Origin of the sequence: Pseudomonas sp. IT-196MI5, assembly GCF_949767415.1 — a bacterium.
Taxonomy (GTDB): Bacteria; Pseudomonadota; Gammaproteobacteria; order Pseudomonadales; family Pseudomonadaceae; genus Aquipseudomonas.
Genome location: NZ_CATKPZ010000010.1, coordinates 111,744 through 134,582 on the forward strand (window position 1 = coordinate 111,744; position 22,839 = coordinate 134,582).

The window sequence follows — 22,839 nt, forward strand, 5'->3', positions numbered from 1 at the left end:
GTGAGCACGCGTTATCGTTGACGACCTTCGCGAGCAGGCTCGCTCCTACAGTGTAGGAGCTGGCTTGCCAGCGATGGACTCAAGAGCGCGGTGTTTATCCAGTGAGCACGCGTTATCGTTGACGACCTTCGCGAGCAAGCTCGCTCCTACAGATGAGCACCAGGCTCAAGACAGGCTTGTTTGGTGTTTCAGGCGGATGCACTCACCCCTACACCTTTTTCCTGCGACGCAACGTCATGCAGGGAAATCCTCGAAGTCTCCGGCAATGCCAGCCCACCCGCCAGTGCGAGCAATGCAACCGCGATCAGATAGAACGCTGGCGACAGGTTGCTGCCGGTGGTGCTGATCAGCCACGTCGCCACCAACGGTGCCGTGCCGCCGAAAAGGGTGTACGCCATGTTGTAGGTGATCGCCGAGGCGGTGTATCGGGTACGGGTAGGAAAGGTTTCCGAGAGCAAGGCCGCCGTCACCACGCCACACAACACCGCGCCAATCGCCAGGAGCATGACGCCGACGATGGACGCTGCGAACGAGCCGGAGCTGGCCATCAGGAACGATGGGTACACGACCACAATCAACAGCGCGCACGTCGTCATCACCGTAACCCGACGCCCGACCCGGTCCGAGTACAGCCCGGCCAGCGGGCAGATCGCCGCCGCGAACAGCAATGCAATCAGCGACACCAGCAACGCTGTGGCGCGACTCAGGCCACCGGCGACTTGCAAGTAAGTCGCGAAATAGGTGGTGAACATATAAAACGACAATGCCGTGAGTGACACAAAAGCGCCCAGACAGCCGATAGCCGCACCATGGTTGCGCAAGGTTTCCTTGAGGGGGGAGTGTGCGACTGCATGTTCCTGGGTCACCGCCTGGAATGCCGGTGTCTCATCGAGCTTCCAGCGCAAGTAAAGACCCACCAGGCCCAGGGGCGCGGCAATCAGGAACGGCAGGCGCCAGCCCCAACTGCCCATTGCTTCGGCTGACAATGACGCCTCGAGTGCGTAGGCCACCACGGCTGCCGCGGCGAAGGCGGAAAATGTCGACACCGGAATGAAGCTGCCGTACCAGGCACGTTTATCACTCGGTGCATGCTCCATCAGGTAGGCACAGGCACCGGCGTATTCACCCCCGGCGGAAAAGCCCTGGGCGCAACGGATCAGGGACAGAAGAATCGGCGCCATGACTCCGATCGCCGCATAAGTGGGCAGCAGACCGATCAAGGTCGTCGCCCCGGCCATCAGCAGAATGGTCATCGCCAGGGTTCGCTTGCGGCCGATCCTGTCGCCCAGCATGCCGAAGAAAATCCCGCCTAGGGGCCGAAACGCAAAGGCCACGGCGAATACCGCAAAGGTCTTGAGCAGCGCGGCACTGGCATCGCCGCTGGGGAAAAATTGCTGGGCGATGGTCGTGGCCAGAAAGCCATAGACGGCGAAGTCGAACCACTCGACGAAATTGCCGATGCCGGCAGCCACAATCACTCTTCTCAGCGTTTTTGGGCTGACTTGTTCCATCGTTGCGCTCGTCATGCTTGACCTCGACCGTTCGTCAGTAAGCTATCGATTATCGCGGCAGGCACTGAGGCGGCTCACTTCAAAAGTGTCATCCACATAGTCAGTACCGACTTCGTGCCGTTGAATAAGGCATGATTCGCGCCAGATTGGCCGAGGGTGAGAAAGGGCGGTATTTGTAAAGTGTTGGCGGTATTGTCGGTCGCCAGGACTCGATCGATTGAGAAGGGATGAAGATGACATTGACTGTCGAAAGCCTGGTCAGGATCGCAATGACCAATCCAGTAAACGCAGAACTTGCCGATCGCTTGCCCAGGCTCGGTCTGAACCAGTGCATGCTCACCGCCGGTTGCCTGTTCCAGGCCGTCTGGAACCATCAGTCACAGCGACCGCCAGCGTGGGGAGTGAAGGATTACGACGTCTTTTACTTCGATGATGATCTGTCGTGGGAAGCCGAGAACGAGGTCATCCAATCCGCTCGGCATCTGTTCAACCACCTCGAGGTGAACGTTGAATTCAAGAATCAGGCCCGCGTTCACCTGTGGTACAGCCAGCGGTTTGGCGGGGATTATCCCAAGCTTCAGTCGGCCAGCGACGGGATCGATCGCTACCTGATTGCCGGTACCTGCATGGGTCTGGATATTGAAACTGGCGAGGTCTATGCACCCAACGGCCTGGCCGACACTGAGCATGGGTTACTCAGAATCAATCCAAAAAACCCCAGGCCAGACTTGTTCGACCAGAAGGCGAACAGTTACCAGATTCGCTGGCCTTGGCTCAGGATCGTAGAGACGCAACGTTGAATTGGCGCGAGGGGCGTTTACCGATGAAGCGATTTATTGGAGATGAAAGCTGATAATGCGTGCCACGACGGCCTGTAAACGAAGCAGCCCGTGGAGACGGGCTGCCTGGACTGTGGATTCAACACAACAGATCAGCTGTTGGTGCGATCGGCTGCCTTGGCCTTGCTTTGAGTGACAGCGGCTTCAGCCTTCTGTTTCTGGGCAACCTGGAAGGCTTTCATCGAGACTGAGCGGGCCGACTCCATGCGTGCGACGGTCCGGTCACCGCCACCGGTGGCCATCGCCAGAGAAGAAGCGGTCAGAGCGGCGACTACGAAGAGAACTTTCATGGATTTCATTTGGGTATCCTCAAGTGAGACTTTTAAACAGTTAAAGCGCAATTCATGGGTCAGGGCTGAACATCCTTGTTCAATCCGGGTTCACCAGCCAGCCAGGGCGGCGTTTCCTGGAGCCCAGGAGCCTTGCTCCATGCGCGTTTCGGCGTCTTTGTTTTTTGCCCAGACGGTGAGCAGTACCATCATCCCGAACCCACCGACGATGAGCACCGGATAGGCTGCCAGCAACTCCACCAGGGAGTACTTCCAGGCCAGCGGACGACCCACACCCAGCATGGCGGCATAGAACCACGACACGCCAGAGAACGCCCCCGAGAACAGCGCCAGCATGCGCAGGCTGAAGGAGAGTTTCAGTAACGAACCGGCTTTTTTCAGCGCCGGCAGTACAGCGCGATGCAACACGAAGCCGTTAATGGTCAACAGCACAACGATGCCGATCTTGGCTTGCAATTTTGGATTGAGGAAATACTCCATTCCCTTGCCGGCATAATCGATCCCGACAATGGCAATGCCTGTAATCCACAGCGCTACAAGTGCAAGCGATACGGTTTTTTGCAGACTGTCCATGTGCGCGTCATCATGGTGACCTGATGCATCGCCCTTCAGGAGTTGCTTGACCATTGCAATGTCACTGGTCAAAACCAGCCCGATTGCCACACAGCAAGCGATAAGATGGAAATATACAACGCCCAAGCGCAAATATTCCCCGACGGGTGAAGTAAGAATACTAAGTTCCATGACTACCTCTTTGTACAAACAGTGAATCAACCTGACTTTCAGGACGGCTTGGTTAGAGTTTGCCGTTGCTGACGGAAGTTATGATTCAGCCGTTTCAATTGGATTATCTTGCGGCATGACGCGGTCAAGATAAAAGCGAGTTTGGCGAATGAACTTTCAGTCATTCGATTATTTCCATTTTCAGGTAATAAAAAACCTCATCCGCACTTGGCGCATATGAGGTTTAACTTCCGCTTCTGGGGTCAGGTGAGGATCAGAGCCCGTGCCACCTGCTGCGCATTCTGAACGAAAAAACCGTATCCGTTCATTTTTTGATCAATTTCGCTGACCAACGGCAGTGTCCCTGGCTAGTTGCACATTGCCATCTTTTATCGCGCAGCCTGCACCATTACAGGGTTTGCGGCGAGTCGGAAGGCAGACGAGAGCCCCGGCGTTTTTTTCGTCTTTTTTTCCAGATTCCATGGAGGAACTCGGGGAGTTTGAGTGAATCCGCCATAAAAAAGCCTTTGGCCGGGTTAACAAACCAGGTCAAGGCACTGCCATTTCCCCTCGAAAAAAGCCAATTCGCGGAATAGCCACAGGGGAATGTTCAGCAAAAAAGTTGCCTCTGCATTTGCTGACGACATAAACAGCCGTTTATAGACGACGCTAGCCTTTGCCTCCGTTACCGTTGCTATTTACGGATTTCTGTTCACCTCGACCTGTGGCCCGACGCCATCTCCGGTTCGGAATGTCGGTAACGCAACCGAGTTCACGAATTTCACGCCGTCCCAGCTGGGCAAGGGTGTGGGCATCAATTGGAACTGGCCCGGGTGCTCGGAGTCCCAACGCAGCAGCATCGCCGTGTCCTCATGCTGTGTGTTGTGGCAGTGCTCCATGTAGGTACCCGCAAACTCACGGATGTGTATGGCCATTTCGACATTGTCGAGGCTCTCGGAATCGCGGCCTACACGGTAGATATCTTTGCGCGCCCCTTTTTCCCATTCGGGTGGTGGTTTGCCACCTCGAGTGAGAATGATCCCTTCCTCGAAGTGCACATGCACCGGGTGAGTCCAGCCATTGCCGCCGTTCTCGATCTTCCAGATTTCCAGCGTGCCTTCACCCTTGAACCCTGCCGGTGTCGGGCCAGTGGCCAGTTGTGGCGCGGCTGAAATCCGGCGCGGGTCCATGCCGAAGCCTTCGCCGCCATCGGTCTTGATCGTCCAGGGCTTGAAATCCGTGCCATTGGAGCGGCCAAAGATAAAGGTGCGGTGCCGCGCCTGGGCAAGCCGGGCGATATCGGCAGGGTCATCAGGGTGCAAGGGCAGGGGGATCATGACCTTGCCCTCGGGCTTGCCAGGCTTGGCGGGCTCGAAGTCGACCGGGTTCATGCTGACATCCTGGCCGGTGTAAGGCTGGACGTTCAGTTGCAGGAACAGGCCCACGCCCGGGTCACCGTTGACCCACTGTGGCCCGTGGCTGGTTTGCCTGACCTCGGGCAGGTACTTCCCGGAGAGTACGTCGGCCAATGGAATGTCGCGATTAGGACGCTTGCCGTCTTCATGCTCCTCGATGTTGACGAAGAAAATCTTGTCGCCCGGGTTGATGCCGTTTTTCGCGAAGTCGACGACGATGTCATAGCGTTCGGCAATGCCCAGTATCGGCAGAATGGCATTGTGGTTCTGTGTGTCGCCGTCGCCATCGAGGTCCAGGGTGCCATCGAACGGTACTGCGTGCTCCATGATATTGCCGTCGTTGGCAATCATGTGGAACGGCACCCGGTTGTATGAGACCCCGGAGCCGTTCGGGCCAGGAAACTCGCCACCATTACCATTGACCTGACGCACCACCGCCAGTTTGAAGAAGCGAGAAACCGATCCGTTGAGAATGCGCAAACGGTAGCGGCGGGCACGTACATCCAGGAAGGGCTTGTACACCCAGTTGGTCAGCATCTGGTCACCTAGAAAACCGTCGGTGTTGAAGGGGTTGAACCACAACTGGCCGGTCTGGTCCCAGGCCTTGTCGGCGATCGTCAGGTTGACGTCATAGTCGCGGTTACCCCAGCCCAGCGCCGAACCGCTGGGCAAGCGCAGGTTGACCCCGTCGTCGATCGACTCGTTGCCACGGTCGACGGCGCTGTAGTAGTTCATCATCGTGGCATTGCCCTTGTAGACATTCTGCGCGGTGAAATCGAGCATGTGGTCGTGGAACCAGTGGGTGCTCATGGTTTCACGCCAGTCGCCACGGATCTTGATGGTGCCGTTGTTACAGGTCTTGAGGCCCGGAGCGGCATCGTTGACGAACAGGGTTTCACCGGGGTCGCACGGGAATGCCGCCCGTGGGTCCTCGGCACTGGTATTGATGGTGTCGTAACCGGCCAACTGGATCGGCCAGCGATAGTCGTAGTACTGGCCAGGGAAGAAGAACGCGTTGGTAAAGCCGTCGCTTTCCGCGGGAGAATGTCCGTTGTGTTCATGGGTGGTGAGGGTGTGCAGGCCAAAACCCCGGTTGGCCGACGGGTCAATGGGCAAGGCATCGTAATGACGCATCAGCATCGCCTGGCCATAGCGTACTAAAAGCAGTTTGGGCGGAAAGGTGCCGTCGAATGTCCACAACGCATTGTGGTCCTGGACAGGGAAGTTTGCGTGAAACTGCACTTGAATGCCCCTGGTGGTGCCCTCGTTGGCCGGGTTGCCGCTGGTGTTGTGATAGAGCCCGCCTGGGGCAAATTCCCCTACGGCGTAGTTATGCCGTTGCATGCGATCACGAAAACCGCTGTTGACGTGCGCGCCGGCTTGCACCGTCTTGAAGGCGTCGCGCGGGAAAAACTCATTGAAACGCTGGTGCGACCAGCCTTTTCCCGGTGGCCGGCCTTCTGCGGGCGAATCGACCCGGCGATTGAGGAAAAGCTCGATCTGCGCCTTCCAGGGATTGCGGTCCAGTACATTGGAGAACTCGGTCGGGAAGGGCGTCAATGCCGGCTGCCTGAGAAAGGCATCCAGCGCATCCGGCGACGGGCCGCTTCGTGCCACGTTCAATGGATCTTGCGCCGGTGCGGGGCCCAGCGTCGGCACCGGAAACGGCACGGGTGATGGCGGGTCAGTCGCATCCAGTTTGTTCGAGCCGAATTCCTCGAACAGTTCAAGCTTCTGGGTGAACGGTTGAGCCCCGAACACCGGGCTGGCATTACCGTTGGTGGGGATATTGAAGCTGGGTTGCAGATCGGGTGGCAGCACATTGTCGACCAAGGGGGTCCGGCGGTTACCGACCACACCATTAGGCAGGTCGAAGGCCCCGACGTTTGCGGGAGGCAGCTTGAGCAAGTCCCGTAATGCGGCATCGGGGTCGGCAGGCGGGTTGGTGAACGCCGATGGGTCGGTAGGAGGCGGTGGATCGGTGTTGTCGAGGAGGACTGCCTGGGTCTGGGACAAGCCCAGCCCGAGGATGATCGCGGCAGCAGAGATACTTAGCGCCAGCCTGGTTTTGGACAATGGACTAGGTTTCAGCCTTCCGGCATCTAGTTTCATCGCAAACACCTCTGACGGTTCCTCGGAGCGCGTGGCAATGCGTGGGCAACGAACCACTGCTCCTGACCCGGCTGGCGAAATGTTTGATTTCGAGCCGGAATGAGGACGACGCAACTTTCCTGCCAAAAGTGAAAGAAAGTGACTAATGGCTCTACGCCGCGTTTCCCTTGCCTGCTGGCTTCAGGCAGACGTATGAGCAGCCAGGATGAATACCCCCTATAACGGGGAATATCCCCCAATAACGGGTGCGATCGTGCGCAGTGTCCGGGCTGAGAGAAATGGCCACATCAGTCGAGTGGCAGCGATATCGTCAATCTCGTTCCTTTGTCCGGTGCGCTGTCGATCGTGAATTCGCCGCCCAGCATGCTGATGCGCTCCTTCATCCCCACCAACCCGAACGAGTTCATTTTTTTGCGATCCGTCATGCCGACGCCATTGTCTATGATCTGCAAGTAAAGCCGGTGACTGTCTGTGTAGAGTTCGATATGCACCTGTGTCGCTTGCGCGTGCCGGGCAATATTGGACAGCGATTCCTGCACGATGCGAAACAATGTCGTGGCGGATTTTTCGTTCAGATCGCAACGCAAATTCTCGTCTTTCACTGACATCGTGCAATCGATCGCGCTGCGCTGCCGGAACTCTTCAAGTTGCCAGTCGATCGCTGCCTGCAATCCCAGATCGAGTACGGGCGGCCGAAGATCATTGATGATGCTGCGGACACTGCGGATGGCCGTATCGAGGTGATTCAGGGCATCGCTGGCCTTTTCGTTGAGTTTGGGGTGCAGGGTACTGGTGCGCGCCTGCAACATGGAGACATCGATTCGCAACGCCAGCAGACTCTGTCCCAGCTCGTCATGGATGTCGCGTGCGATGCGCTTTCGCTCTTCTTCCTTGATGTGCTCCTGATAGGCGGCCAGTTCGCGCAGCTGCAGTTTCGATTGCAGCAATTCTTCGGCCTGCATCGTCAGTTTGCGCTGCAGGTAGAACAGGTCGACAAACACCCGGATCTTGGCGCGAAGAACCTCGGCCACAATCGGCGAGAAAATGTAATCCACTGCGCCGGACGTATAACCGCGAAAACGCTCGGAGTCCGTATCGGCCTCAGCCGTGACGAAGATGATGGGCGTGTGGGCCGACTTCGGGCGGCCGTGAATGAGTGCCGCGGTTTCAAAACCGTCCATCACGGGCATTTTCACGTCGAGCAGAATGACGGCGAAGTCGCGCTGCAATAGCAGGCGCAGCGCCTCGCGCCCGGAAGTCGCCGTGGCAATATCCAGGCCCATGTCGGCAATCACCGCGGCGAGCGCCGTAAGCTTGGCGGGATTGTCATCCACCAGCAAAACGGACGCAGGCACGCCATCAGGCGCAAGTGGTTGGCGCACCTGGGCTCTCTCTTTGAATACCGGGGGTTCCTGCTGCATATTTATGTCACTTCGGTTTGCGCTGGCGCGCAATGAGCACGGTCCAGCGTCATCGATAGAGCCATTTGCGCATCAGTGACAGCAGTTGGTCGGTATCCACCGGCTTGCTGACATAGTCCGATGCTCCTGCCTCGAGGCACTTTTCACGGTCACCCATCATCGCCTTGGCCGTCAGCGCAATCATGGGCAGGGTTTCAAATCTTTTGAATGTACGGATCTGGCGCATGGTTTCAAAGCCATCCATCTCGGGCATCATGATGTCCATCAGCACGATGTCGGTATCGGGCTGCTGCTGCAGCAGTTCTATGGCGGTTCGGCCGTTTTCGGCCGTGGCCACCAGCATTTTGTTGCACTCGAGCACGCTGGTCAGGGCAAAAATATTGCGCACGTCATCGTCGACCACCAGGGCCTTTTTGCCTTCGAGACTGTCTGAACCCTCATAGAGTTTTTCCAGCATTCTGCGCTGGGTCGGCGACAGCCTGGCTACGACGCGGTGTAGAAACAGCGCGGTTTCGTCGAGTATGCGCTCGGGCGATTGAACGGCCTTGATGACGCCCTTGCCGAGCAGTGCCCTGAAACGCTCCTGTTCCGGCCTGGTCAGCGTCTGTGCACCATAGACGACGATCGGCAATTCACGCATGGCGTGGTCTTCCTGCAACGCCTCGAGAAACCTGATGCCGGATGCGTCGGGCAATTCGAGATTGATTGCCATGCAGTCGTAGCGTTTCGTTGCCAGTTTCTTCAAGGCTTGCGCGCCGCTGCCGGCCGTTTCAATCTTCACGTCGGTGTTGCCGAGCAGATCGAGGATGCGGGCGCAGCTCCCTTCGTCGCCGTCGACGAGCAGCAGATTCCTGGTCTTGCGCCGAGCGAATGCCACGATGCCGACCAGCGCATTTTGAATCTCGTCGGCGGTGACCGGCTTGAGCAGATAGTCGAAAGCGCCATAGCGCAGCCCGCGTGTGTGTTCGTCAGCGGTCGAGATGATCTGGACCGGGATGTGACGCGTGGCGAAATTGCGCTTCAACTGCTCGAGTAGCGACCAACCATCGATGTCCGTCAGGCCCGGGTCCAGTGTGATCGCGGCGGGTTTGAAGCGTTCGACAAGCTCCAGTGAATCCGCGCCACGGGTCGTGACGATAGCCCTGAACCCTTCGTGGTGCGCGGCCTCGAGCAGAATGCTGGCAAATCGGGCGTCGCCCTCGAGCATCAGCAGCACCTGGTCCCCGGGTTGGACAGACTCGCGGTCGTCCAGTATCTGTACAGACGGGTCTGAAACGGGATCGCGCCTGACTTGGCCTGGCACTGTCTCTGATTCGTCCAGCATCTGACGCTGGGCATCCGGTGTACGCAAGGGCACGTACAGCGCGAAAGTACTGCCGTTGCCGATCTCACCGGGGATCAGCCGCAGTTCACCGCCCAGCCGGTGTGCGAGCTCGCGGCTGATCGACAGGCCGAGGCCGGTGCCGCCGTATTTCCGTGAGGTTCCGGTATCTGCTTGTTGGAACGCCTCGAAGATGAGCTTCTGCTTGTCGGCAGATATGCCAATGCCGGTGTCGGTGACCACGAAGGCGACCACCGCATCGGCGCTATTGAGTTCGCTGTGATCCACACTCCATCCGGACACAGCGGGTGCAATGCTGATCTTGACGCTGCCTTGCTCGGTGAACTTGAAGGCGTTGGACAGCAGGTTCTTGACCACCTGCAGCAGGCGCTTTTCGTCGGTCCAGATGAAGGGGGGCAGGGTAGGTGCCAGTTCAATCGTGAAGTCCAGGCCTCGGCTTTCGGCGACCGGCCGGAAGGTGCGCTCGATCTGGTCGTGCAGATCGGCGAACAGCGCTTCATTGAGATCCAGTGTGACCGTGCCTGACTCGATCTTGGACAGGTAGAGAATCTCGTCGATCAGCTCCAGCAGGTCTTTGCCCGCGCTGCGGATGGTCTTGGCATATTCGACCTGCCTGGGCGTGAGATTGTGCTCCGCGTTGTCGCTGAGCTGCCGGGCCAGGATCAGCAAGCTGTTCAATGGCGTTCTGAGTTCATGGGACATACTGGAGAGGAATTCGGACTTGTACTTGGAGGTCAGCATCAGTTGCTCCGCCTTCTCCTCCAGCGACAGCTTGGTGATTTCGACTTCGCGGTTCTTGCGCTCGACTTCGGCTTTCTGCTCCGCCAGCAGTCTGGCCTTGTCCTCCAGTTCCTCGTTGGTCTGTCTCAATTCTTCTTGTTGCCTTTGCAGCTCGTGCGCCAGCGATTGCGACTGCTTGAGCAGTCCTTCGGTACGCATGTTGGCTTCGATCGTGTTGAGCACGATACCAATCGACTCGGCAAGCTGATCGAGGAAGGTTTGATGAATGATGCTGTAGCGCGTGAACGAAGCCATTTCGACGACGGCCTTGACCTTGTTCTCGAACAGGATCGGCAACACGATGATATTGAGCGGGGCGGCCGCACCCAGTCCCGATGAAATCACGACGTAATTTGCAGGTACATCGGTCAACAGGATGCGCCGCTTCTCGTAAGCGCATTGCCCGACGAGGCCCTCGCCGAGCCGCCATTCATCGTTCACATTGATATTGCCCTTATACGCATAAGCGGACATCAGTTTCAGTTTCGCAGGATCGGGCGGGCTCTCGTTCATCATGTAGAACACACCGTGCTGGGCGTTGATCAGCGGAGCCAGTTCAGACAGCACCATCTTGGAGACTGCCGCCAGATCGCGCTGACCCTGCAGCAGACGGTTGAATTTCGCGAGATTGCTCTTGAGCCAATCCTGTTCCGCGTTTTGCCGCGTGGTTTCCCGCAAGTTGCGGATCATTTCGTTGACGTTGTCCTTCAATTCCGCCACTTCACCCTTTGCTTCAACCTCCACGTAACGCGTCAGATCGCCCTTGGTCACGGCAGTCGCCACATCGGCAATTGCGCGCACCTGATTGGTCAGGTTGGCCGCCAGGCCGTTCACGTTGTCGGTCAGATCGCGCCAGGTGCCGGCAGCACCCGGTACGTTGGCCTGGCCGCCCAGCTTGCCCTCGACGCCCACTTCACGCGCCACTGAGGTCACCTGATCGGAGAACAGCGCCAGCGTATCGGTCATACCGTTGATGGTGTCGGCCAGTTCGGCGATTTCGCCCTTGGCTTGCAGTGTCAGTTTCTTCTTCATGTCGCCATTGGCTACCGCGGTCACCACTTTCGCGATGCCTCGCACCTGGCTGGTCAGGTTGGCCGCCATGAAGTTCACGTTTTCGGTCAAATCCTTCCAGGTGCCGGACACGCCTTGCACCTGCGCCTGTCCCCCGAGCTTTCCCTCGGTGCCGACTTCGCGCGCCACCCGCGTCACTTCGGCGGCAAAGCTGTTGAGCTGGTCCACCATGGTGTTGATGGTGTTTTTCAGCTCCATGATTTCACCCTTGGCTTCCACGGTAATCTTGCGCCCCAGGTCACCTTTGGCCACCGCTGTCGTCACGTCGGCGATGTTGCGCACCTGATTGGTCAGGTTGGCCGCCATGCTGTTGACCGAGTCGGTCAAATCTTTCCAGGTCCCACCGACACCCGTTACCTTGGCCTGACCACCCAGTTTGCCGTCAGTTCCCACTTCGCGTGCCATGCGCGTCACTTCGTCGGCAAAGGTCGAGAGCTGGTCCACCATGGTGTTGATGGTTTCCTTGAGCTGGAGAATTTCACCTTGCGCTTCGGCTGTGATCTTGCGCGACAGATCGCCATTGGCCACCGCCGTCGTCACGTCGGCGATGTTGCGCACCTGGGTGGTCAGGTTGGCCGCCATGCCGTTGACCGAGTTGGTCAAGTCCTTCCAGGTACCGGACACACCGGTCACTTCGGCCTGTCCGCCCAGTTTGCCTTCCGTACCGACTTCCAGCGCGACGCGGGTCACCTCCGAGGCGAAACTGGAGAGTTGGTCGACCATCGTATTGATAGTGTTTTTCAGTTCGAGAATCTCGCCCTTGGCTTCAACGGTAATTTTCTTGCCGAGGTCGCCGCGTGCCACCGCGGTCGTCACCTGTGCGAGGTTGCGTACCTGGGTGGTCAGGTTGGCCGCCATGCCGTTGACCGATTCGGTCAGGTCGCGCCAGGTGCCTGATACGCCGCGCACTTCCGCCTGACCGCCCAACTTGCCTTCGGTACCGACTTCCAGCGCCACGCGGGTCACCTCCGCAGCGAAGCTCGAGAGCTGGCCGACCATGGTGTTGATGGTGTTTTTCAGCTCGAGAATCTCACCCCTGACTTCGACGGTAATCGTCTTGCCCAGATCGCCTTTGGCCACCGCGGTCGTCACGTAAGCGATGTTGCGCATCTGGGTGGTCAGGTTGGCGGCCATGTCGTTGACGGAGTCAGTGAGATCTTTCCAGGTGCCGGACACCCCTTTGACATCGGCCTGCCCACCGAGAATCCCTTCAGTGCCGACTTCGCGCGCCACGCGGGTCACCTCGGAAGCGAAGGAGCCCAGTCGAGTCACCATGGTGTTCACGATCCCGGCGGACTTGAGGAACTGGCCCCGCAGTTTCAGGCCGTCGAGTACCGGTGGTACCTGCTGGCTCAGATTACCCTCGGCAACCGAACCGATAACGCGAATCATCTCGTTCATCGGACTGATGAGGTCGCTGGTGAGCGCATTGCTCGAGTTGACGATCTTTTGCCATGAGCCTTTCATCATCGGCAACTCGATACGTTCATCGACCTTGCCTTGCTTGCCGATCAGTCGCGCCACGCGTTCGAATTCGGTGGCAGTATCGGCTGCCATGTCGATGATCTCGTTGAGCGTGTCGGCGATCTTGCCCGGCATGCCGGTCCAGTCATCCGGCATACGCGTGGTGAAGTCACCGTTGCGCAACGCCTTCAGCGCTGTCAGCAACGTCTTCATGTCGAATGCTTCGATGGGTGTCGTTACTGTGGCCATGTCTATGTCCAGTGAAAATGGATGACACGCGCAAGGCGTCATGCAGGAGCCGGCATTGCAGTATTGACCATGCTGAAAACCGAGCGTTGGCTTACGAAATATTAGCAAGGTTGGCGCAATGCCCCGGATCCTGGGGAAATTGGCCGGGAACAGGCCATTCCAACCGCTTGCACCCGCACTCCTGAAAAGTGAGCGCTAACGGCTGAGGTAAAAGTGCAAGTGCGCTACCGGCCTGCTAACGTCAAACTTTGCAGCAGATTCCATGGCTTGCCGGCCACTGGCCGCAGGATTAGTGTGGAATGCATGAGCACGCGCCACTGTGCCGGCGGGTTCAACATCATCTGTACATCGAGACACGATACGGCCAGGGCCTTGCGGGTGCGAATGGAAAATACAGATGACTGAGCAAAAAATCAGAGTCTTGCTGGTGGATGATCACAGCATCGTGCGTAACGGCGTGCGACGCATGCTGGAGACTGCCGGCGAGATCGACGTAACGGGCGAAGCAGAGACGGCACAAGACGCCATGCGCCTGGTCCGGGAGCAGGATTTCGACGTGGCGCTGGTCGATATTCAGCTGCCTGATAAAACCGGCCTCCAACTCCTCAAGCTCATGCGTGCAGAGAAGCCCAAGCTCGCGATTCTGATGTTGAGCATGCATTCGGTCGAGGCCTATGCGTTACGCGCAATCAAGCACGGCGCAGCGGGATACCTCACCAAGGATATTTCCGCAGCCACCCTGGTGGCGGCAGTCCGCAAGGTGGCCTCAGGCGGCAAGCACGTCAGTCCTGAGCTGGCAGAAAAACTGGTCAATGCTATCGGCAGAGGCGACGGGGCCCCCCACGAAGCGCTATCCGACCGGGAGCTTGAAGTCCTGAAGCTCCTCGCTTCAGGCGAGCGAATTGTCCGCATCGCTGAGATATTGCACTTGAGCCCGAGTACCGTCACGACGTACCGGGCACGCATCCTGGAAAAAACAGGGATGGACAGCAACGCGAAACTGGCCCGCTATGCGCTCGAAAACGGCCTGTTGAGTTAGAGCGCCCCGTCACCCGATCCAGCCTGCTTGTAGTGGAATCACTACAAGCTCTTGGCCGATATCTCCACAAAGAAGTCCTGCTAACGTCGATAGTCGGTTTCGTTCTACTTGAGCATAGTTACCCCTGCGCAGATTTCGTCCGCTGAATGAAGTTGTCTTCGTCAGCGTCTTGTACAGCTATGTCAAAAAATGAGAGGTGAAATCATGCAGGTCACCAGCACAGAACCATTGTCTGCACTGATGCCAGCCAGAGATTCAGGCCCTTTGCGCCTGTTTGTCGTTGAGGATTCGAACGTCGTGCCAGCATTGTGGCGCACGTTGTCGCCAAGGATCGCTGGCCTGTCACTTGCCGGGGTGTTCCACCGCGCAACGGCCGCCATCGTCGCCATCCGGCGTGAACCGCCCGATGTCGTCTTGCTGGACGTCAACCTCGGCGACGGTCAGGGCATGGAAGTATTGCGTGTGGTCGCAGCGGAGTATCCGCTGACAAAAATCATAGTGGTCAGCAATTGCGCTGCTCCGGCACATTGGAAGTACTTCACAAAAGCGGGTGCCTACGCGTTCTACGACAAGAACCATGAACTGGCCATCATGCGCCGCATGTTGGAGCGTTTAGCCAAGTACCTGTTACCGGAAGATTTTTCCTGCTGGCAATCATCATCAAATGGGAGCAGTACCCCATGGAACCAATCAGCAAAGAACACGACTTTCTAGCCGTACTGCGGCACGTCACGTCACACGGCGTCATCACCTTGCTCGCTATGGCCATCGCGTTTGCCACGCCGGATGCCGCGCGGTACATCCTCTATGTATGGTGGCCACGCGTGGAGCTGAACGCGAATCTGCTGTTGGCGACAGAAATCGTGCTGGCCTCGACCTTGATGGTTCTGTTCTATCTGTGCAAACGCGCGTGGGACAACCGCCATCGCCTGACAAGCGCGAAGATGGCTTCACTGCTCTTCACCAGGCATCCGCGCAAGGGATGGCTTTCGACCCTTCAGGAACGCAATCTGGTCCGCGCTTTACCGGCGGCGCGTGACGCCTCGATCCTTTCGCTCACGGGGTACGAAACCCTGATTGCCCCGGATAGCCTGTTGAAGGAGGTTTTCACGACGGCGTATGAAATCCGCGTCATGTTGCTCAATCCGCTCGGCGTAGCGGCGCGCAAGCGAGTCGACTCACTTGCGGAAAACATTACGACCTCGACCTTCCAGGAGGAACTTGCCGCCAGCATTGCGTTCCTGAGCGCGTGCCGCAGAAGCGGCAAGAAAGTTTCGCTGAAGTTCTACGACCACGACCCGTTCTGGAAGGTTGTCGTTCTCGACGATCTTGCCTGGGTCCAGCATTGCCATAGCGGTCGTGAAATGAAGGAGCAGCCTGAGTATGTGTTCGGGCTGCAATACGCTGAGCCGGACCAGGGACTGTTTGTGCCGTTTTATACCTACTTTCTCCACAAGTGGAATGAGGCCGGCCACTGGGAGTATGACTTCGACACCGCTGAAGTGGTCCAGCGGGATGCGACCACTGGCAACGAGACCGGGCGTGCTCCACTCGGACTCCCCGGCAGTGGTCCTGCATCGCCGCCCCTGGCAGCCGCTCGAACTTTCTCACAGGCTTCAGAAAATGCATATGAGGGCAACATTGTACAAGTCAGAAAAGACGCTGGAAACGATCGTAAGTTGAGTGCGGAGTGCGCGCTGCATTCATGTTGAATTAATGTTTTTCATGTTGAATCAATGTAATAACGGGAGGAAATCATGATGATAGGCTATTGGTTGTGCGCGTTGCTGTGGGGTGTGGTGCTGCTGGAAGAGATCCATTGCATACCCCCTCAAGAATGGAAAGACGAAGGGCTGAAAAACGTTCTGTTGCTGCGCCGGACCAGAACCCGGACCGGATACTTTCTAGCGTTGATCGCGGGCGCCTTGTGCCTTTATAGCGAAATCCTGGTGGCGCCGGCCGAACAGAACATTTTCAATCCGGAGCTCTTGCTTGCCCTGTGTGGTGTTCTGTGGGGGGCTTATCTTTCCGTCGTCTACATGAAGGGTAAGCGATAGATGCCTGTCTCCTTGACGACTGCGGGTAACTGATATTTCACTATCGTCGACCGGCAGGAAAATCCCGCCGGTCAGGCGCTGAAACGGGCTCAGGCCCTCAGCCCCGGCCCAGCCGACATCTCAAGCCCTGGTTTTTTTGAACCGGGGCTTTGTGATTTATCGGTCGGATCACCGCCCTAGCGAATACCGGTGCCCGCCATGGACTCTGGCACCCACTGCGCCGTCGATAACGGCTCGATATAGCGGATGCCGCCATGAGGGCCCACCACGCCATTGATGTTATAGGTGCCTTTCGACAGGTCGTACGTCATGAAAGGGGTGGCGTCCGGGACCTGTTGGTCATAGCTCTGGCTGAAGAACGCGAAGGAGCCACGGTATAGCTGGCCACTGGTGTCGTACTGATCGGAGGCCACAGCGGCCCAGGTGTCTTCATCCAGGTAAAAGCGGCGCTTCTGGTAGATGTGGTTTGCCCCGGGCTTGAGGTTGCCTTCCACGACGTAGACCCGGTGTTTTTCCCAGCGTACGAAGTCCGGCGCAATGAAATTTGGCGTGGTCAGCGATTTGGCATCGCGAGCGTAGGTCAGTTTGTAGGTGTTGTAGGGCACGATCATTTCCTGCTTGCCGACCAGCGTCCAGTCGTACAGCTCCAGTGCTCGGGCGGTACCGGGGTTGGGGGTGTCGTAGGCCAGGATCGAAATCTGTTTGACGCGGCGCTGGGCAGGCATGTACTGCCAGGCCCGGCCAGGAAACTGCGTCGGGTTGGTGGCGTTCTTGAGCATGATCGACTCGCCGGCCCGGCGCGCGGGGCCGGTATAGGACAGTTTCAACTGATAGTAAATGTCGGAGCTGTTGAAGGGCTTGGACATGTTCTCGTAAATCGGGAAGGAGACGAATGCCTCGCCGGTGACCGCCAGGCTCGGTACGCCCGCCGTGTCGACGCTCCAGGAGTCGTACTTGGAATGGATGTTGACACCCTGGTAGCGCAGCAGGAAGTTCCACATCGCTTCAGCGCCTGATTGCGGGATCGGGAACGGCACGCCGGGCATCACATTGTCGATGGCGATCCCGCCGTTGAGGGACCTGGCGGCAGTGGCATTCCTGCGGCTATTGTCCAGTACCGCCTGCGGGAGCGATGCAGTGCGGTGGGTCGGATACACATCGATGCGAAAACCGGGGTAACGCCTGGCCAACGCTACGGTGGTGGCGGTCAGCATGCCTTTGTACGACTCGACGTTCTTGCCGTTGATCACCAGCAGTGGTTTTTCGTGGGCAAAGGGGTCCGGGCGCATACTGTCGCCGGTCTTGAAACTGGAAGGGGCAGTGGTCAGGCCACCGTTGTAGGGCGGGATGGAGCCATCGGCATTACCGGCCTTTTCGGCACCCACCCACGTCAGGCTGGTGCCCAGCCGAGCGGCTTCCTGGTTCGATACATAGGCCTGGGCATCGATGGCCAGCGCCATGAGGGGTACGGCAGCCAGAAGGCTCTTCACGAATTTCATATTGTTATTCTCCTGCCGGGCGGACCAGGCGACTCGTGACTCAGGCACAGCGGTCACATCCGTCGGCTCAATCGCCAGAGGCTTTTTCAGAGCCTCCATTAAAAGGCCCGCGATCCGGAAGTGCTTTTCATTTGACGACAGTCCCTTGGCTATTCATGACAGACCCAGGCTGTCTGCGCGGGCAGGGTGGCTGTGGTTGCCTGAGGCAGATTGCACACCGGCATCACGAGCCAGTTCTCTTGCGCACAACCAATCTGATGCGTTCGAGGGCGCGGTAGCCGGGAGTGACCATCACTTGTTTACATTTCCCTGAGGAATCATTGAGTTACTGAATGGTCATAGTTGTAACCATTCCATACCTCTGACGCTTAGGACGTTCATATGAATCGCGCAGTAATGTTGATCGTGGCCATTTCCAGCGCCGTCTTGTTGGGAGGCTGCGGCCCGCACTGGGATGACGGAGAAAGGTACGGTCGATATCACGATCATGATCATCGACGTGGCTACGACCAAAGAAGGGACGATGATCGAGGTTATGACCGTGACTATGATCGTCGTGACTACGATCGCAATCACCGTCGCTACCGCGATCGCGATGACAACGACGACTGATACGTTCAACGTCGTTGAAAAGTGGGGGGCTGGTTGAGCCGCATCCAGACCCACTACCTGTTTGAATGCTGTGTAGATCGAAGGGCCGCAAGCGACTCAAGGGCGCCGCTCAGAAGCGTCCCTGTGCTTTGGGCCGTTTACTTATCTGTAAGGTCTGTCGCCGATAATGGCCGCGCGCTCCATCTTGCGATGGCAAGGCGGATAGTCCATCACTGCATAGTGCTGGGTGCAGCGGTTATCCCATATCGCCACACTGTTTTTCTTCCAGCGCCAACGGACCTGGTACTCGGGGTTGTAGGCCTGGCTGATCAGGTACTTCAGCAGGTCAACGCCTTTTTGGTTGTAGTCCTGGCCGACACGGACACGTCCCTGGCTGTGGTAATTCACAAAATGCGTAGCGTAGGCATTGACGAATAGCACTTTCTCGCCAGTTTCGGGATGGGTACGCACAACCGGATGCTCGGCATCCGGGTATTGCGCCTTCATGGCCAAGCGCTTTTCCTTCGGCATGGCGGCGGCGAAGGATGAATTGAAGCTGTGGTTGGCAATCAAGCTGTCGATTTCCTGCTTCACATCTGTTGGCAGGCTGTCATAGGCCAGCACCATGTTGGCCCACATGGTGTCGCCACCGGTAGGTGGGCATTCGATGCAACGCAGGACCGCGCCCATCGGAGGCGATTCACGCCAGGTGGCATCGCAGTGCCAGGCATTCTCGTAGCGATCCGCCGGATTCTCTGGAGTCTTGTAGATTTGCACGAGGCCGGGGGCTTGCGGGTGGCTGGGCAGCATCGGATGGGTTTCAAGCTGGCCGAGACGCATGGCAAATGCTTCGTGGTCCTTGCGTGAGAGCTTGTCCAGATCCTGGTCGCGCAGGAATAGCACCTTGTATTTCAATAGCGCTGCATAAACTTCGTTGAACAAACCGTCATCGCGCACTGCGTCGCCAAGATTCACATTGTGCAGTTCCGCGCCGATGGCGCAGGTCAGTTGTTCGACTCGCATGGCGTCTCCATTTCGATGGTTCTTGGCCGGACCGTGGGCGGGGCAGGTGTAGTCATGCCTCTTTTTACGGCGGCGCTTGTTATTGTTGATCCAAACTGTTCGGGTGCGCAGGGGGGATTCGTGTATCCGCAGATCTTTCTAGCCCTATCAGCAGAGCGGCGGCCGCAGTCGATATTAATTGGACCGAGAGTGATAACCTGTGCATTGCGGGACAATTTGTTGGCGTGTTGGGACGCTGCAAGTGAGTTGCGGCGCAATGGGTAACGTCAGATACGTCGAAGATGTGACAGGTTCAGGCAAGGTGCCCAGCCAGCAGGCTAGTGAGTCGGCCACCCGAACCTCTCGTTCTATCTTATTCAGGCGATAGGGGCTCGGGTGTCGCCTTGCTCTCTCTGTAGGAGGCGGCCCAAGCCGAAGGTGTCTTGCCAAACTGGCTGCGGAACCAGCGTGAAAAATCACCGGCCGAGGAAAAACCGAGCAGTTCGGCCACCTCATATAATCGGCGTTTGCTGTTGGCCAGATACTCTTCGGCGAGTTCAGCCCGTACAGCGTTGATGATCGTTGTGACACTCTCACCCTCAGTTGCCAGGTGTCGGTTAAGGGTGCGTCGATGCATGCCAAGATGCTGGGCAACCGCATCGACAGAACACAGTCCGCTTGGCAGCAGCATCTTGACGATCTGGCGTACCCGCTGCGTCGGCTCGTCGCGCAGGTTAGCCAACTGCATGTCCAGCGATCGCTTCACTTCGCGATGCAGCGCCGGGTCCGCCTCAGGTATGGCCATATCCAAATCGCGCACGCGGCAAACGATGGCATTGAATTCCTGAGAGAACTCGATCGCGGTTCCCAACACACGGTGGTGTACTTCAAGGTTGGAGGGGGGCTCGTGAGTAAAACTGACCCTTACCGGCCGGAAGGTATAGCCGCTCAGAATGCACAACGTGCGCAGGATAATTCCGGTTGCTTGTTCAATCGCCTGGCGCCAGACGCCATGATGGCCCTGCATGTTCACACCCACATGCAGCAGGGTCAGATCGCCCACATCCTCAAGCCACAATTGCACACCGGCGTTATGCAGTCGCGTATAGCGAAAGCAAGATTGCAAGGCGGCGCGCAGTGTTGGCTCTTCGCGGATAAGCAGCGCCAGCATGCCAAAGTTGGAAAGGTGTCTCCTTTCGGCGAGCAGCAGGCCGAAAGCTTCCTGACCGGACAATCGGGCTGACTCCTCCAGCAGCCACCCGACCGAGTCGCTACTGATCATGATATTCGGATCGTCGAGGGCACTGGCCGGCAGCTTGGCCATCCGCAGCATACGAAAAGGATCGAGCCCCACTGAACGGGCAATCTGCTCATAGTTGGTGAGGCTGGCACTGCGCGTCAGGGTATACATGATTTCCCTCGTGTCCCAATTTCGCAAGATTGTGTCCTGCGAAGCTTAGTGCAGGACGCGCCGTCAGAGCTACCTTCAGGCTTCTGAAAATAGAGAGCGGAAGGTAATGGATACGCGCTAGAACCTACTGCGGTTCAACAGCACGGCCCTTGGTCATGGGGATGCTCACGCGTGTGGGCATTGAAGTCACTTTCGTTAGCCGTAGCGGCTACACGCTTGATAACAACAATAAAACAAAGACATTGAGGAGGCTGCATGGCCTTTCACCCAATCGCCGCAGACGATGACGACGCAGGCTGCGTCGGCGTTGCGCGCCAATATGCCTGGATCGTCTTTGCCTTGACGTTCGGCCTGTTGATTTCCGATTACATGTCGCGTCAGGTACTGAACGCGGTATTCCCGCTGCTCAAAAGTGAGTGGGCGTTGAGTGACGGACAGCTGGGTTTGCTCAGCGGCATCGTTGCCCTGATGGTCGGACTGCTGACGTTTCCCCTGTCGTTGATGGCCGACCGCTTCGGCCGGGTCAAGAGCCTGGCATTGATGGCGCTGCTGTGGAGCGTGGCGACCCTGGGTTGCGCGCTGGCGCAGGACTACCAGCAGATGTTTATCGCCCGGTTCATGGTCGGCGTCGGCGAAGCCGCCTACGGCAGCGTGGGCATTGCGGTGGTGATTTCGGTGTTTCCTAAACACATGCGCGCCACCCTCGCAAGTGCCTTCATGGCCGGCGGCTTGTTCGGCGCTGTGCTGGGCATGGCCCTGGGCGGTGCGATTGCCGCCAAGCTGGGCTGGCGCTGGTCGTTCGCCGGCATGGCATTGTTTGGTCTGGTGCTTGCCGTGTTCTATCCGCTCATCGTCAAGGAAGCACGGATTGCTCCACAGCGTGCCGCGCAGATCGCGAACAAGACGGCTGCCGCGGTCAAGCGTCCGCTGCGCACGCTCTGGTCCAGCCGTTCGGTGGTGGCGACTTACATCGCCAGCGGTTTGCAGTTGTTCGTCGGCGGAACGGTCATGGTGTGGATTCCCAGCTACCTCAACCGCTACTACGACATGCCGACGGACAAGGCCGGCGGTATGGCGGCGCTCATCGTGTTGTGTAGCGGTGTGGGGATGATTCTGTGCGGCATGTTGAGTGATCGGCTGTGTCGGCATTCGCCGGAGCGCAAGGTCAGCCTGGCCATCGCGTTTTGCCTGGGCAGTTGCCTGTTGCTGTCGGCAGCGTTCTCGTTACAGGCAGGTCCTGTGCAACTGCTGCTGATCTGCCTGGGCATGCTGATTGCCACGGGCACCACCGGCCCTAGCGGAGCGATGGTGGCCAACCTGACCCATTACTCGGTGCACGGCACGGCGTTCGCCACGCTGACCCTGGCCAATAACCTGCTGGGGCTGGCACCCGGGCCGTTCCTGACTGGCCGGGTGTCCGACCTGATCGGCCTGCATGCGGCGTTTCAATTGGTACCCCTGGTCAGCCTCGCGGCGGCGGCGGTGTTCTTTTATGCCAAGTGTCATTACCAAAAAGATATTGCCCGGCTACAGGGTGAGAGCGTCACCAGCCCCATTGGTGGCGCCGCGTTAGAGGTGAAGTTGTGAGACGTCGGTTACGTCGCTCTTGCAGCATCGAGTCAGCAGTCGTGGCCGATTGCCTCACCGGCGAACGAAAGTGATCGCGAGCGGCAACCGGCATGACCCCGCGCACTCCAGTGCCTGCCGGCAAAAAACCGCAGGCCGGGGGTCCTGTACAGAGCGGCTATCTGCTCACTTTCACCCCACTCACCGTCAATAACTACCCGGTCGAGATCATCGACGGCCAGGCGTTCATTGCCACCCTTTCTGAGGAATCCGCGCCATGAGTGCCATTGCTCTCACCCGTATCCAGACCCGCACGCGCGAATTGGCTCCGGGATTTATTGTCAGCCTGATTGTGGCCGCCGCCGCGTCGTTTTTGTCCGAGCACTACGGCGCACCGGTCATGTTGTTCGCCTTGTTGCTGGGTATGGCCCTGAATTTTCTCGCCGATGACGGCCCC

17 protein-coding genes and 1 pseudogene are annotated in these 22,839 nt (G+C 58.0%); 9 read left to right on the forward strand and 9 right to left on the reverse strand.

Going from position 1 to position 22,839, the window contains the following annotated elements; all coding sequences use genetic code 11:
* Positions 1 to 188: 188 nt before the first annotated feature.
* On the reverse strand, positions 189 to 1,526 hold the full coding sequence (locus ACM6IK_RS07425) for an MFS transporter (RefSeq protein ID WP_414873782.1): 1,338 nt from the start codon (positions 1,524 to 1,526) through the stop codon (positions 189 to 191).
* Positions 1,527 to 1,780: 254 nt separating this feature from the next.
* On the opposite strand from ACM6IK_RS07425, the gene ACM6IK_RS07430 reads away from it, so the two are divergent.
* Positions 1,781 to 2,311 carry a nucleotidyltransferase family protein gene (locus tag ACM6IK_RS07430; RefSeq protein WP_414873783.1) on the forward strand — a complete coding sequence of 177 codons (531 nt, stop codon included), beginning with the start codon at positions 1,781 to 1,783 and terminating at the stop codon, positions 2,309 to 2,311.
* Between the two features lie 131 nt (positions 2,312 to 2,442).
* Here the strand turns inward: ACM6IK_RS07430 and ACM6IK_RS07435 are convergent, their stop codons facing one another.
* The 5 genes from ACM6IK_RS07435 to ACM6IK_RS07455 all read right to left on the reverse strand — a co-directional run bounded on the left by ACM6IK_RS07435 (position 2,443) and on the right by ACM6IK_RS07455 (position 13,217).
* On the reverse strand, positions 2,443 to 2,649 hold the full coding sequence (locus ACM6IK_RS07435) for a co-regulatory protein PtrA N-terminal domain-containing protein (RefSeq protein ID WP_414873784.1): 207 nt from the start codon (positions 2,647 to 2,649) through the stop codon (positions 2,443 to 2,445).
* Positions 2,650 to 2,730: 81 nt separating this feature from the next.
* Positions 2,731 to 3,384: a hypothetical protein gene (locus tag ACM6IK_RS07440; protein WP_414873785.1), complete on the reverse strand. Its 654-nt coding sequence runs from the start codon at positions 3,382 to 3,384 to the stop codon at positions 2,731 to 2,733.
* Between the two features lie 677 nt (positions 3,385 to 4,061).
* Positions 4,062 to 6,890, reverse strand: coding sequence for a multicopper oxidase domain-containing protein (locus tag ACM6IK_RS07445; RefSeq protein WP_414873786.1), 2,829 nt, complete (start codon positions 6,888 to 6,890; stop codon positions 4,062 to 4,064).
* Positions 6,891 to 7,177: 287 nt separating this feature from the next.
* Positions 7,178 to 8,311: a response regulator gene (locus tag ACM6IK_RS07450; RefSeq protein ID WP_414873787.1), complete on the reverse strand. Its 1,134-nt coding sequence runs from the start codon at positions 8,309 to 8,311 to the stop codon at positions 7,178 to 7,180.
* A 49-nt stretch (positions 8,312 to 8,360) separates the two neighbouring features.
* Positions 8,361 to 13,217, reverse strand: coding sequence for a HAMP domain-containing protein (locus ACM6IK_RS07455; RefSeq protein ID WP_414873788.1), 4,857 nt, complete (start codon positions 13,215 to 13,217; stop codon positions 8,361 to 8,363).
* A 397-nt stretch (positions 13,218 to 13,614) separates the two neighbouring features.
* On the opposite strand from ACM6IK_RS07455, the gene ACM6IK_RS07460 reads away from it, so the two are divergent.
* The 4 genes from ACM6IK_RS07460 (at position 13,615) to ACM6IK_RS07475 (ending at position 16,313) form a co-directional block, all read left to right on the forward strand.
* The gene (locus ACM6IK_RS07460; protein WP_414873789.1) at positions 13,615 to 14,256 is read left to right on the forward strand and encodes a response regulator; all 642 of its coding nucleotides are present in this window, start codon (positions 13,615 to 13,617) and stop codon (positions 14,254 to 14,256) included.
* Between the two features lie 204 nt (positions 14,257 to 14,460).
* Entirely contained in the window at positions 14,461 to 14,970 is a 510-nt protein-coding gene (locus ACM6IK_RS07465) for a response regulator (protein WP_414873790.1), read from the forward strand.
* On the forward strand, positions 14,937 to 15,968 hold the full coding sequence (locus ACM6IK_RS07470) for a hypothetical protein (RefSeq protein ID WP_414873791.1): 1,032 nt from the start codon (positions 14,937 to 14,939) through the stop codon (positions 15,966 to 15,968). The genes ACM6IK_RS07465 and ACM6IK_RS07470 overlap by 34 nt, the downstream gene beginning before the upstream one ends.
* 45 nt (positions 15,969 to 16,013) lie before the next feature.
* Positions 16,014 to 16,313, forward strand: a complete 300-nt coding sequence (locus ACM6IK_RS07475; protein WP_414873792.1) for a hypothetical protein — start codon at positions 16,014 to 16,016, stop codon at positions 16,311 to 16,313.
* Positions 16,314 to 16,489: 176 nt separating this feature from the next.
* Here ACM6IK_RS07475 and ACM6IK_RS07480 read toward each other — a convergent pair whose 3' ends face one another.
* The gene (locus ACM6IK_RS07480; protein ID WP_414873793.1) at positions 16,490 to 17,812 is read right to left on the reverse strand and encodes a DUF1329 domain-containing protein; all 1,323 of its coding nucleotides are present in this window, start codon (positions 17,810 to 17,812) and stop codon (positions 16,490 to 16,492) included.
* Between the two features lie 381 nt (positions 17,813 to 18,193).
* Between ACM6IK_RS07480 and ACM6IK_RS07485 the strand changes: the two genes are divergently transcribed.
* Positions 18,194 to 18,424, forward strand: coding sequence for a hypothetical protein (locus ACM6IK_RS07485; RefSeq protein ID WP_414873794.1), 231 nt, complete (start codon positions 18,194 to 18,196; stop codon positions 18,422 to 18,424).
* A gap of 141 nt (positions 18,425 to 18,565) precedes the next feature.
* Here the strand turns inward: ACM6IK_RS07485 and ACM6IK_RS07490 are convergent, their stop codons facing one another.
* Both ACM6IK_RS07490 and ACM6IK_RS07495 read right to left on the reverse strand, forming a co-directional pair.
* Positions 18,566 to 19,426 (reverse strand): TauD/TfdA dioxygenase family protein, encoded by an 861-nt coding sequence (locus ACM6IK_RS07490; RefSeq protein WP_414873795.1) that lies wholly within the window; start codon positions 19,424 to 19,426, stop codon positions 18,566 to 18,568.
* 352 nt (positions 19,427 to 19,778) lie between these two features.
* Positions 19,779 to 20,816, reverse strand: coding sequence for an AraC family transcriptional regulator (locus ACM6IK_RS07495; RefSeq protein ID WP_414873796.1), 1,038 nt, complete (start codon positions 20,814 to 20,816; stop codon positions 19,779 to 19,781).
* Between the two features lie 255 nt (positions 20,817 to 21,071).
* On the opposite strand from ACM6IK_RS07495, the gene ACM6IK_RS07500 reads away from it, so the two are divergent.
* The 3 genes and pseudogenes from ACM6IK_RS07500 to ACM6IK_RS07510 form a co-directional block, all read left to right on the forward strand.
* Entirely contained in the window at positions 21,072 to 22,403 is a 1,332-nt protein-coding gene (locus ACM6IK_RS07500; RefSeq protein ID WP_414873797.1) for an MFS transporter, read from the forward strand.
* Between the two features lie 92 nt (positions 22,404 to 22,495).
* On the forward strand, positions 22,496 to 22,663 hold the full coding sequence (locus tag ACM6IK_RS07505) for a hypothetical protein (RefSeq protein WP_414873798.1): 168 nt from the start codon (positions 22,496 to 22,498) through the stop codon (positions 22,661 to 22,663).
* A pseudogene (locus ACM6IK_RS07510) lies at positions 22,660 to 22,839 on the forward strand (putative sulfate exporter family transporter); the annotation flags it as partial. The gene ACM6IK_RS07505 and the pseudogene ACM6IK_RS07510, both read left to right, overlap by 4 nt.